We start from the raw sequence: 11,348 nt of genomic DNA, 5'->3' as shown, positions 1-11,348 counted from the left end.
CGCGGCGCAGTTCGGCGTTCTCGCGTTTGAGCCGCTTCAACTCGGCGCTTTCCGCCGTGGTCACCCCGGCGCGCTGGCCGGAGTCGATCTCGGACCGGCGGCGCCACTTGCGCAGCGTCTCCGGACCGATGCCGAGCTTGGTGGCGACATGACGGATCGCCGAGTACTCGGTCTCGTGCTCAGGGATCGCCTCTTCCAGCATCCTGAGCGCACGCTGCCGGAACTCCGGCGCGAACTGACGGGGCATGATTCATCCTCCCAAAGGAAGCGGAACCAAACCCAGGGCGAATCAAGGCCGCCTACCGCGCAGGGATGGACTGGGCCCTTCGCCAGGGCTACGGCCTCATCGTCGAGATGGACGCCGACGGCTCCCACCAACCCGAGCAGCTCCCTGCTCTCCTCGCAAGGATCCTCGACACCGGCGCCGACATCGTCGTCGGATCCCGCTGGACCCCCGGCGGGCAGACCGTCAACTGGCCCCTGAGCAGGCGGCTCATCTCCCGCACCGGCAGCGCCTACGCCCGCACCGCACTCAGACTGAAAACACGGGACGTGACCAGCGGATACCGGGCCTACACGCGCGAGGCCCTAGAGACGATTGATGTTCAGAGCCTGACCAGCCAGGGATACTGCTTCCAGATCGACATGCTCCGCCACGCCGCCGCCGCAGGCCTGCACATCGTCGAAGAGCCGATCATTTTCATCGAACGGCAACACGGCAAATCCAAGATGACCCCCGGAATCGTCGCCGAAGCCATGCTCCGCGTCACCACGTGGGCGCTGCGCCGGCCGCCGGCCCCTCGAGATCAGACCGGACGACGGCGAACAAGCGAGGACGTCCGCGACGGCATCACCGTGCTTCTGACGTCACCTGACCACGCCGAAGGGCGATGAGCCCCACCATGCGGCGCAGCCGATCCGAGACGCTCATCACGACCGCTGCGCTCCTCGTCGCACTCGCGCTCGTCGTCACCGGCGTCGCCGGCGTAATCCGCACCCAGCACGACCACACTCTCAAAGACCTCGCCGGGAACACCGTCACCTTCGACCCCGGAACCATCCCAGCCCCAGAGCAACAGCACAAGATGAGCCCCACCCCGGCCCAACCCGGAGACCGCCTCATCGTCTCCGCGGTCGGCCTCGACGTGCCCCTGGGCTCCCTGAGCGCGGTCGACAACGAGATCGAACCCCCCACATTCACCTCCGCCTACTGGATCCGCAACCTCGGCACAACACCATCCACCCCCGCCGCAGGAACCGTGTTCATCGCCATGCACTCCCTCCGCAACGGCGGCATCGGACCCGGCAACTACCTCTACGACACCGCCACCGGACACGCCCGCGTGAAACCCGGACAAACCGCCACCGTGAACGGCATCAACTACACCATCACCGGCACCACAACCATCGCCAAACCCCTCATCAGCGCCGACACCGGCATCTGGGCCAACACCCCCAACCGGCTCGTCATGATCACCTGCCTCGAACTCCCCAACGGCGCACCCTCCCAAGACAACTTCATCGTCACCGCCACACGAACCACCGGCCGATGAGGTTGTGGCGCGGTTTGGCGCGAGTGGGGCTGCTCTTCGCGTGGCTGAGCATGGCGGTCGCGGCCCCTGCCGCATTGCTCGCCCTCGTCGTCGGTCTCGTGCTGGTGCTGGTTCACACCGTGGCGTAGCACCCGTTGACGAGGTAAAGCAGCCGCGTCTAGCTCCGCCCCGCGACGCGGCTCTGCTCAAGACCACACGCTCTCGTCAGATGCGCCCGCATGCCGGTCCTCTACCGCACGGACTCAGGGGTGGCGGGGCGCCCACAAATCCGCCCGAGTTGTCGGATTTGACACGGGGTCGACATTTCCGCCGGAAAACGACACGAAACCTCGGACCCTACAACTGTAGGTTCACAGCCGGAGTCGCGGGAAGCCCCGAGAAATCTCAGCGGCTTGGCGTCGGGGCCGCCAAGCCGCCTTGAAGCGCCCCGGGTTCGGTGGAGGCTCTTGAACCTGTGAAGGATGAGAGTCATGGCAGCACCGAGGAAGTACAGCGTTGAGTTGAAGGAGCGGGCGACGCGTCTGGCGGTCGAGGCCAGGCGGGACCCGGCGAGCAAGGTCGGGGCGATCAAGCGGATCGCTGACCAGCTCGGCATCAACCCGGAGGCGCTGCGGGGCTGGGTGCGGCAGGCGGAGGTCGATGCGGGCGAGGCGCCCGGGGTGACCACGGCCGATGCGCAGCGGATCGCGCAGCTGGAGCGGGAGAACCGGGAGCTGCGGCGGGCGAACGAGATCCTGAAGACGGCGTCGGCGTTTTTCGCCGCGGCGGAGCTCGACCGCAAGATCAAGTAGCCCAGGTGCCCGTAGCGGTGGCCGTCGAGTACATCGACGGCCACCGGGACCGGTTCGGGGTCGAGCCGATCTGCCGTGTTCTGCGGGACGCTGGCGTGCAGATCGCCCCGAGCACCTATTACGCCGCCAAGACGCGCCCGCCATCGGCGCGGGCGGTCAGGGATGCGCAGTTGGCCGAGGAGATCGCGGCCGCGCATCGCGCGAACCTCGGCGTGTACGGCGCCCGGAAGCTCCATGCGGCGCTGAACCGGGGCGGCACGCAGGTGGCGCGCTGCACGGTGGAGCGGCTGATGCGCGCCGCGGGCCTGCAGGGGGTGCGGCGCGACAAGACGCGGCGAACGACGATCGCTGCCGGCGCTGAGACGCCGCGGCCCGAGGACCTCGTGAAGCGCGCCTTCGCCGCCGGCGCGCCGAACCGGTTGTGGGTCGCGGACTTCACGTACATCCGCACGCATGCCGGCTGGGTGTACGCCGCGTTCATCCTCGACGTGTACTCGAGGCGCGTGGTCGGCTGGCAGACCTCGACGAGCATGCGCACCGATCTCGCGCTGGACGCCCTGGATATGGGCCTGTGGGAGCGGCGCCGGGCCGGGCAGGACACCTCCGGGCTGGTCCATCACAGCGACCGCGGAGTCCAGTACCGGGCCATCCGCTACACCGAGCGGCTCGCGGAGGCGGAGGCCGTCGCCTCGGTCGGAAGCAAAGGCGATTCGTATGACAACACGATGGCCGAGGCGCTGAACTCGCTGTTCAAAGCCGAGTGCATCCGCAACCCCATGATGCGCCCCAAGGGCGGCTGGGCCTCGATCCGCGACGTGGAGATCGCGACCGCCGAATGGGTCGACTGGTACAACCACCGCCGCCTGCACGGCGAGATCGGGCTCGTGCCGCCCGTCGAGTACGAGACCGCGTACTGGGCCGCCCATCCGTCAGCCCGCTACGCTCGAGAAAAGGTCACGGCAACAGCCGCACCCAACTAACCGAGTCTCCACGAAACCCGGGGCGCTTCAATCGCTTTCGTCGGGCTCATGGTGCCACATGCGGTGCGGTGGATCGTCGGCCCGGATCAGCGCTGGATCTTCGTGTACACGGCCGTCGTCGCCCCCATTCTGCTGCTTGTCTCGGATGTCCTCGGCCGCATCGTCCTGCCCAGCGGTGAGCTGCGGGTGGGGCTGGTCACGGCGATCGTTGGCGCGCCGGTGCTGATACTGTTGGCGCGGCGCAAGACGGTGAGCGCGCTGTGAGCGTCTCAGCGAGTGGTCCGTCCGGAGCGGCATCTCACCGCCTGGACTACGGATATGCGACGATCAGCGTCCGGCGGCGCGGCGTGTCCGGGATCTGGAGCCGACGCAGCATGCTGGTCGGCGCAGGGCTCGCCCTGTTCGCTGCAGTGCTGCTGCTCATCGCGCTCGGGATGGGAACCTACCCGCTCAGCCCCGGGGAGGTCATCGGTACGCTTCTCGGCACGGGACTGGACCAGGCCCGGCTGCTCGTGGTGGGGTGGCGTCTTCCGCGCGCGGTGTTCGCATTGGCGTGTGGGACGGCTCTGGCGGTATCCGGTGCGATCTTCCAGTCGCTCACGCGCAACCCGCTAGGCTCTCCCGACATCATCGGATTCTCATCCGGCTCATACACCGGAGCCATCGTGATGATGCTCGGTTTCGGGTCTACCCGCTATCTCGACGTCGCCGCAGCCTCGCTCCTCGGCGGGTGTATCACCGCAGCGGCGGTCTATCTCCTGGCGACACGACGAGGGGCCGTGCAATCCTTCCGATTGATCATCATGGGGATCGGTGTGGCTGCCCTGCTGTCATCGCTCAACTCGGCCCTGATGCTCTTTGTCGATGTGGACACGGCCATGCTCGCCGCTGTGTGGTCGGCCGGATCGCTGAACGGCCTGGGATATGAGCAGCTGTGGCCGATGCTGGTCCTGCTCCTCGTCATGCTCCTCGCGCTCAGAATGATCCTGCCGGGCGTGGGTCAGCTGGAACTCGGCGATGATGGCGCCCGGGCGACGGGCGTGCGCGCCAACGCCACTCGCGCGGGGGCGGTCGTACTGGGCGTCGCATTGACTGCGCTGGTGACCGCAGCGGCCGGCCCCATCTCGTTCGTCGCCTTGGCCGCGCCGCAGATCGCGCGACGGCTGACGCGATCGGCTGGGCTCTCGCTCGTGCCCGCCGCTTTGGGCGGGGCCGTCGTGCTCCTCGCATCGGACGTTCTCGCCCAGAAGCTCGGCTTCCCTGTCGGCGTGGTCACGGCCTCGCTGGGCGGCGCATATCTGGTGTGGCTATTGGCCGCAGAATTTCGGAAGAGAAGGACGCTATGAGCGACATCCTCAATGCCCGCGGGCTCCAGGTCGGATACGACAACCGGGTGATCAGCGAAGACGTCTCATTCGATGTGACAGCAGGCTCCTACACCGCGATCATCGGTCCCAACGCGTGCGGCAAGTCGACGTTGTTACGCGCGATCGCACGGATCCTGCCCACCAGCGCCGGATCCGTTCTGCTGGACGGCAAAGACATCTCCCAGATGCGCACCAAACACCTCGCGCAGCGGATGGGAATGCTGCCGCAGTCCTCGATCGCACCGGACGGGATCCGAGTCGCGGACTTGGTCGCTCGCGGTCGGCATCCGCACCAGCGCATGTTCGAGCGCTGGTCGGCCCACGACGAGGAGGCGGTCATCCAGGCGCTAGACGCTACGGGAACCACGGATCTGTCCGGGCGGCTGGTCGACGAGCTATCCGGCGGTCAGCGCCAGCGGGTCTGGCTGGCGATGGTACTCGCCCAGGAGACACCACTGCTGCTTCTTGACGAACCGACGACGTTCCTGGATATCGCGCACCAGTACGGGCTCCTCGAGCTGTTCCGTCGCCTGCGCGACCAGCTTGGCCGGACCATAGTGGTCGTGCTGCACGATCTGAATCAGGCAGCGCGGTACGCCGATCAGCTCATCGTGATGAAGGACGGAGACATCGTGGCATCCGGCCCACCGGCAGATGTCATCACTGCCGATCTCATCGAAGACGTGTACGGGCTTCCCTGCCGCGTTGTGCCTGACCCCGAGATGAGCACTCCCGTGATCGTGCCGCTCGCTAGCCTGCATGGCCGCCTGCACGTGAGCTGATCTCGCCCAGCCCTGTCTTGTCCGGGCCATGGAGCTGGGCTACGATTCTCGGGAGGCACTCTGTCGGACGATCAGCCCGGGGGACGACTTCATGACACAGGATTCTGAGCGCGAGGACCCCGTCGCTGACCTTCGTCCGCATTGGGATTCCTGTGCGCTCGTGGTGATCGATGTCCAGCGCGATTTTCTCGACGGCGGAGCGTCGCCTGTTGCCGGTACCAGCGGAGTCGTTCCGCACATCGCAACGCTCGTCTCTGCGTTCCGGGCGGCGGGTCGTCCGATTGCCCACGTTGTCAGGCTCTATCAGCCCGGCGGGACAGATGTCGACCTTCCCCGGCGTGCCATGGTCCACGCCGGTGCCCGCATCGTCGCTCCCGGCTCGGCTGGGGCGGAGATTCCCGAGAGCGTTCTGCCCGCACGTCTGGATGCGCGGGCGCTCCTGAGCGGCGAGGCCCAGCCGGTCGGGCCGGGCGAGGTCGTGTTCTTCAAGCCGCGGTGGAGTGCCTTCTATCGCACCGGCTTGGAAGGCTGGCTGCACGCGAACGGTTGCGACACGGTGCTCGTGGTCGGGTGCAATCTGCCCAACTGTCCGCGCGCGACCCTGTTCGATGCCAGTGAGCGCGACTTCCGCACGGTGCTCGCTCAGGACGCCGTCTCCCAGGGCACACAGGAGCGTCTGGCCGATCTCGCCTCGATCGGAGTGCAGATCACCGACGTCGCTCGCGTTCTCTCCGCGCTCGGCGAGCTCGGAGCGACAAGGCAAGGCATGTCATAGCGGTCGTGAGGGATGCGCACTGCCGAGCGGGGCGATAAGCCTTGCCGTGGTGACTGCGAACAAGCTTCTCGCGGTCTTCATGTTGGCCAGGCTCTCCACCGGATGGTCGTGCGAGCAGACGGTGCCCATGCAGGCGTGGAGCGGGGTATATGGGGAGTGCTCGTAGCCTCAGCCGACTCGCTCCTTCCCGATCAGCGTGGATCTGCCCTGAGCGGCGTCCCTGATCGATCTGGCGTCCGCCCGCGGGAGAGCTCGAGCCGACGCACGCGCAGGGGGCTGCAGAGCACAGGGAGATCACGAGGCGCGGCGGCAGATGCGTGATCGCGAGCATTAGCTCTCCCGACATATAGTCAGAGGGGGGACGAGGCCGTGGTCGCGATCCGTTGCTGTCAGTGGCCCGAGGACGGTCTGCCGCTGCTTCGATGCCTCCTCGTTGCCAGGTGTCCTGACAACTGTGTTCCAAGGTCGTCGCAAGCGGATTCGCGGTCTCTTCGGCGATACGGACTACGTGCCGTGAGTGAGCCGGGCGCCGGTACACGTAGGGAATCGGGTACGGGAAAGACGCGCTGCCCGAGGTACATCGATATTGCGGAAGACTCGTAGTAGTTCGCGGGGATCAATGCCGCACCGTCCAGCGCGCTGGTCGTGGAACGAATAGTCAGACGCCGCTGCTCGCGCAGTGCCTATTGCTGTAGCGGATGTCGATGCTCTTCGGCGCACCGGCTACATGAGTCGCCACGCCTCTTGCAGATCGAGGTTTAAGGTCCCGAATCAACTCAGAGTTGACAGTTGCGGCGGGTGCTGGGGCGCGAATGCTCCGATGCCTTGATGTGGGTGCTCTTGTGGTCGTGGGCCTCTGCACCCTGTGGTAACTTCAGGTTGGCATTGTCCAATCAGAGTTTACCGATCGGGGTGAGGGTTGAGGTCTGAGGTTCCGGGCTCGGCGCATCTGGTGCTCGCCTCGGGCGTGGTTCATCTGGACGAGCAGGCTGCGGTGTTCGAGGCGATGTTGTCGGGATGGGAGCGGCAGCAGAAGTCGCGGCTGCTGGCGGATGCGACGATCGAGCCGCGGGTGGCGTTGCTACGCCGGTTCACCGAGTTCGCGGGGTCGTTTCCGTGGCAGTGGGGACCGGGTGATGTGGAGGACTTCACGCTGTCGTTGATGAGCGGCAGCGCACGTCTGGCGCCGTCGACGATCCGTGGCTATCACCTGACGTTGCGGATGTTCTGCGACTATCTGCTCGACGGCCGCTACGGGTGGGTCACGGAGTGCGAGCAGCGGTTCGGCGTGATCCCGTCGCAGGTCTGCCACGACTTCAACACGGTCGCGCATCTGAGCGAGTACGAGGGCCGTCCGGGCCGGCGCCCGTTCACCTACGACGAGTTGCAGCACCTGTTCGACTTCCTCGACACCCGCGTCGAGCGGGTGCAACGCTCGGGCCGCAAGGGCGCGTGGGCTGCGTTGCGGGACGCGCAGATGATCAAGACCTGCTACGCCTACGGGTTGCGCCGCCGGGAGCTCTGCAACCTCGATATTGCCGACCTGCGCCCGAACCCGCACATGCGCCAGTGGGGAACCTACGGCGCGGTCCATGTCCGCTACGGCAAGGCCGTCCGGGGCGGCACCCCGCGCCGACGCACGGTGCTCACCGTCCCGGAGTTCGACTGGGTGGTCGACGGGATGATGCAGTGGGTGGAGCAGGCGCGGCCGCTGCTGCAGCCCGAGGACCGGGAGGCGCTCTGGCTGACCGAGCGTCGGCGCCGGGTGTCGGTGAAGTCGATGGACAACCGCTTCGCGTGGCTGCGTGAGCAGGCCGGCCTTGATGCCGATCTGTCGCTGCATTGCCTACGGCATTCGTATGTGACCCATCTGATCGAGTTCGGCTATCCCGAGCGGTTCGTCACCGAGCAGGTCGGCCACTCCTATGCCTCGACCACCGCGATCTACACATCGGTATCCAACGACTTCAAGACCAAGACCCTCAAGGCGGCGCTCGCGCGCGTCTACGACAACACCATGGAGGAGCGATGACGAGGAAGCTGTCGATGCTTTGGCATCTGCGTCAGCTCATGGCCGCCAAGGGCATGTTCCAGACCACCGACTTGATCGAGCCGTTGCGCGAGCGCGGGATCGAGCTGTCGCGGCAGATGGTGCACCGGATCGTGACCAAGCCACCGCAGCGGATCAACACCGACCTGCTGGCCGCGCTCTGCGACATCCTGGACTGCACCCCCTCAGACCTGCTGGAGCTGCACGTCGAACAGCAACGGCGTGCGCCCGCCGTCAACGACGGCGGGCCGGGGATCGGCGACCTGCGCCCGGTGCGCGCTCGGGTGCGGCGCCCCGACGGCGTGAAAGAGTGACCCGCCCGTCGGCGAGCCGGGAGTGCGTGCGCTGCGGGACTTGGACGACGACGGTGATGCTGCCGACCGGGCCGATCTGCTATCGCTGCCGCCGCGACATCGCCTACCACCCGGCCGTCTGCCCGGAATGCTTCGAACTGCGACCGATCGCCTACCCGTCACTCAGCAACTACAACGCCTTGGTCTGCGCGGGATGCGCGGGCGAGGAGTCGATCTTCGCCTGCGCCGGCTGCGGGCGCGAGGACCACCCCTACGGCGCGGCCCGATGCGCACGCTGCATCCTGACCGAGCGTCTCACCAGCCTGCTTACCGACCCCGACACCGGACGCATCCACGCGAAACTGGTGCCGCTCTATGACGAGCTGGTCGCCGCGTCGCGTCCGCAGAGCGTGATCACCTGGTTGCAGAAGCCGCCCGCCACCGGCGTCCGGCTCCTCGATCTCATGGCCCGAGGAGAGCTACCCATCAGCCACGACACATTCCGCGCCTTGCCGGCGGACCGCTCGCACAACTACCTGCGCGAGCTGCTCACCGGAGCCGGTGTCCTGCCTGCCTACCATGCGCCGATCGAGCAGATGGAACGATGGCTTGACGCCACCCTCGCACCCCTCGGTGCCGAGGACGCCGGGCTGGTCGGTCGCTACGCCCGTTGGCACCTGCTCCGCCGCCTACGCACGGCCGCCGACCGCGGCGAGCTGACCAAATCTGCGATCTATGCCGCCCGCGGGAACATCAACGGCGCGGTCCGACTCGGCCAGTGGGCCGCCCGGCACGGCACCACCATCGCGGCCCTGTCCCAGCCTGAGTTGGAGTCTTACCTCGCCGACTATCCCGGCGCACGCAACAGCCAGCAGACCTTCGTCGCCTGGCTCAGCCGAGCACGCGCGAACAGCAAGATCACGATTCCCTGGCGGGGAACGACGATGCCCGAGGTGATCGTCACCGACGCCGACCGCTGGGACCAGATCAACACGCTGCTTCACGACGACACCATCGCCCTCTACGCGCGGATCGGCGGACTGTTCACGCTGCTGTTCGCCCAGCCTCTCGAAACGATCGTCGCGATGCGCGTCGACCAGATCACCCCAGAAGACGACGAGCGGGTCCTGGTCACCTTCGACACCATCGGCATCGAGATGCCGCCCGGCTTGGACGGCCTGATCCGGCGCCACCTCACCCGCCCGGGAACCCCGTCGATCGCCCGCGCTGATCACGGCTGGCTGTTCCCCGGCAGGCATCCTGGACGCCATCTCGTCCGAGAGACCTTCCGCGGACACCTCGTCGCCGCCGGAGTCAGACCCGGGCACTCCCGCCACGCCGCGATGTTCGCCCTCGCCGGGCAGATTCCCGCGCCCGTCCTCGCCGAACTCATCGGCATCGCCGACAAGACCGCCGTCAAGTGGGCCGCCCTTGCCGCCCGCGACTGGTCCGAATACGTCACCCAGCGCAACAACCACCGGGAGGATGGCTGAGACATGTCGATTCAAGACCGGCTCGAAGACGCAGACCTTCTCTGGAGGCACAACCGGCGCGAGGGAGCACTCCTCAGCGTCCTCGTCGCCGTCGCGGCCACTGCCCGCAAGGCCTTCCCACAGATCACCGGAGACCGAGCGAGCTTCGAAGCGTTCATGAAAACCACGCACGACTGGACGATCAGCGTCGAGCACCGAGGACAGCAAGTCGATCTCGACCACCTCTTCTACAAGTGGCTTCGATGCGAGCTCGTCCACACCGCGACGCTGCCCGTCGACCTTCGCATCAACGACGAGTTCAGCGATCCGGACTCCTGCACCGTCCGAGCCGGCGGCGCACCCGAACACACTGTGCTGCTGAGCCCCGGCTGGTACTACTTCCTCACCCGCGCCGTCCGGGAAGCCCCCACCAACACCGACATCACCTGGAACACCGCAACACCGACGCCGCGTCAATAGCCCGCACCACCAGACGAATTCATCCCACTCAAATACGAGCTCTGCACCAACAGAGCCCGCCTGTCGGCGGGCCGCTGCTCACCTCGTGAGCAAGCAGATAGGGCGGCGCGGATGACGGTTTCGATGCGCGTGATGAGCGCTGGCGACGGTTACAAGTACCTGTTGCGCACTGTCGCGGCCGGCGATGGTGACCGCTCGCTCTCGACCCCGCTGACGCGCTACTACAACGCCGAGGGCACACCGCCGGGTCGTTGGCTCGGCGCCGGAGTCGCCACGCTCGGCGGCGGACGGATCAACGTGGGCGATCAGGTCTCCGAAGCACAGCTCCAGCTCCTCGTCGGCATGAGCCGCGACCCCATCACCGGGGAACCGCTCGGCCGCGCGTACCCCGAGTACCGAACCGTGGCCGAGCGGGTTGAGGCGCGGGCCGGGGCACTCGATCCATCGCTCGGGCCGGCGTCACGCGCGGAGGCGGTGTCCCGCGTCAAGTAGTTGGCAGGATTTCTTCTGTTTCAAAGGTGGGGGTGGTGGGGTCGGCCAGGCCGAGGTGCACCTCCAGTGGCCGGTTCCAGGCGATCGCCTCATGAGGGCGCTCGGTGTTGTACTCGACTCGGTAGTCCTCGGCCCGCTCGATGAGCGTCAAGGAGTCCGGGATCTCGTCGAGGAACAGCCGCTCGTACTTCAGCGTCCCGAACCCGCGTTCGCGTGACCCGTTCTGGCCTGGCGACTTCACCCGGGTGCGGACATGCCGAAGCTCGGGGTGACGCATGATGAACAACTCGAAGTTCAACGACCGGAACGGGCC

Annotated in this window: 12 protein-coding genes, 2 pseudogenes and 1 other annotated feature; of the genes and pseudogenes, 12 read left to right on the top strand and 2 right to left on the bottom strand. The window is 66.9% G+C overall.

All coding sequences use genetic code 11. The features are described 5' to 3' along the window. Positions 1-247: transposase (locus H563_RS0114095; protein ID WP_022883223.1), on the bottom strand; the 247-nt coding region annotated here is incomplete at its 3' end. 5 nt (positions 248-252) lie between these two features. On the opposite strand from H563_RS0114095, the gene H563_RS17005 reads away from it, so the two are divergent. The 12 genes and pseudogenes from H563_RS17005 to H563_RS17545 all read left to right on the top strand — a co-directional run. Then, positions 253-894, top strand: coding sequence for a glycosyltransferase (locus H563_RS17005; RefSeq protein ID WP_322785843.1), 642 nt, complete (start codon positions 253-255; stop codon positions 892-894). An 8-nt stretch (positions 895-902) separates the two neighbouring features. After that, positions 903-1,553 (top strand): class F sortase, encoded by a 651-nt coding sequence (locus H563_RS0114085; RefSeq protein ID WP_051142770.1) that lies wholly within the window; start codon positions 903-905, stop codon positions 1,551-1,553. Between the two features lie 470 nt (positions 1,554-2,023). Then, positions 2,024-3,324, top strand: a protein-coding gene (locus H563_RS17000; protein WP_407635326.1) for an IS3 family transposase whose coding sequence is annotated in 2 segments (ribosomal slippage) — positions 2,024-2,306 and positions 2,306-3,324 — 1,302 coding nt in all. Because the reading frame shifts where the segments join, the coding sequence is not laid out codon by codon here. Next, positions 2,302-2,454: a sequence feature (AL1L pseudoknot), on the top strand. Its footprint overlaps the gene before it by 153 nt. Positions 3,325-3,354: 30 nt before the next feature. Beyond that, positions 3,355-3,588: pseudogene (locus H563_RS0114065) on the top strand (iron chelate uptake ABC transporter family permease subunit); the annotation flags it as partial. A 110-nt stretch (positions 3,589-3,698) separates the two neighbouring features. Then, a complete protein-coding gene (locus H563_RS0114060) occupies positions 3,699-4,670 on the top strand; it encodes a FecCD family ABC transporter permease (protein WP_022883218.1) in 972 nt (323 codons plus the stop codon). Beyond that, positions 4,667-5,473: an ABC transporter ATP-binding protein gene (locus H563_RS0114055; RefSeq protein WP_022883217.1), complete on the top strand. Its 807-nt coding sequence runs from the start codon at positions 4,667-4,669 to the stop codon at positions 5,471-5,473. The genes H563_RS0114060 and H563_RS0114055 overlap by 4 nt, the downstream gene beginning before the upstream one ends. Positions 5,474-5,501: 28 nt before the next feature. Next, a complete protein-coding gene (locus H563_RS0114050; protein WP_022883216.1) occupies positions 5,502-6,248 on the top strand; it encodes a cysteine hydrolase family protein in 747 nt (248 codons plus the stop codon). A gap of 952 nt (positions 6,249-7,200) precedes the next feature. Continuing rightward, on the top strand, positions 7,201-8,280 hold the full coding sequence (locus H563_RS0114045) for a tyrosine-type recombinase/integrase (RefSeq protein WP_245556863.1): 1,080 nt from the start codon (positions 7,201-7,203) through the stop codon (positions 8,278-8,280). After that, positions 8,277-8,612 (top strand): helix-turn-helix domain-containing protein, encoded by a 336-nt coding sequence (locus H563_RS0114040; protein ID WP_022883214.1) that lies wholly within the window; start codon positions 8,277-8,279, stop codon positions 8,610-8,612. Before H563_RS0114045 ends, H563_RS0114040 begins: the two co-directional genes overlap by 4 nt. A 53-nt stretch (positions 8,613-8,665) precedes the next feature. Continuing rightward, complete coding sequence (locus tag H563_RS0114035; protein ID WP_155865277.1) at positions 8,666-10,084, top strand: hypothetical protein; 1,419 nt, start codon at positions 8,666-8,668, stop codon at positions 10,082-10,084. Positions 10,085-10,087: 3 nt separating this feature from the next. Then, positions 10,088-10,543, top strand: a complete 456-nt coding sequence (locus H563_RS0114030; protein ID WP_022883212.1) for a hypothetical protein — start codon at positions 10,088-10,090, stop codon at positions 10,541-10,543. Between the two features lie 111 nt (positions 10,544-10,654). Beyond that, positions 10,655-11,032: pseudogene (locus tag H563_RS17545) on the top strand (relaxase domain-containing protein); the annotation flags it as partial. Here the strand turns inward: H563_RS17545 and H563_RS17140 are convergent. After that, positions 11,028-11,348 (bottom strand): integrase core domain-containing protein (locus H563_RS17140; RefSeq protein WP_155865275.1); only part of this gene is annotated, 321 nt, incomplete at its 5' end. The pseudogene H563_RS17545 and the gene H563_RS17140 sit on opposite strands and share 5 nt — an antisense overlap.

Origin of the sequence: Gryllotalpicola ginsengisoli DSM 22003 (genome assembly GCF_000419445.1) — a bacterium.
Classification (GTDB): Bacteria; Actinomycetota; Actinomycetes; order Actinomycetales; family Microbacteriaceae; genus Gryllotalpicola; species Gryllotalpicola ginsengisoli.
The sequence above is the reverse complement of the archived record's forward strand: the minus strand, read 5'-3'. Positions and strand labels throughout refer to the sequence as shown.

Bases quoted from the DNA above. Each gene is read 5' to 3' on its own strand.
- H563_RS0114085 (WP_051142770.1), top strand. From the start codon at position 903: ATGCGGCGCAGCCGATCCGAGACGCTCATCACGACCGCTGCGCTCCTC.
- H563_RS0114060 (WP_022883218.1), top strand. From the start codon at position 3,699: ATGCTGGTCGGCGCAGGGCTCGCCCTGTTCGCTGCAGTGCTGCTGCTC.
- H563_RS0114055 (WP_022883217.1), top strand. From the start codon at position 4,667: ATGAGCGACATCCTCAATGCCCGCGGGCTCCAGGTCGGATACGACAAC.
- H563_RS0114050 (WP_022883216.1), top strand. From the start codon at position 5,502: ATGGAGCTGGGCTACGATTCTCGGGAGGCACTCTGTCGGACGATCAGC.
- H563_RS0114040 (WP_022883214.1), top strand. From the start codon at position 8,277: ATGACGAGGAAGCTGTCGATGCTTTGGCATCTGCGTCAGCTCATGGCC.
- H563_RS0114030 (WP_022883212.1), top strand. From the start codon at position 10,088: ATGTCGATTCAAGACCGGCTCGAAGACGCAGACCTTCTCTGGAGGCAC.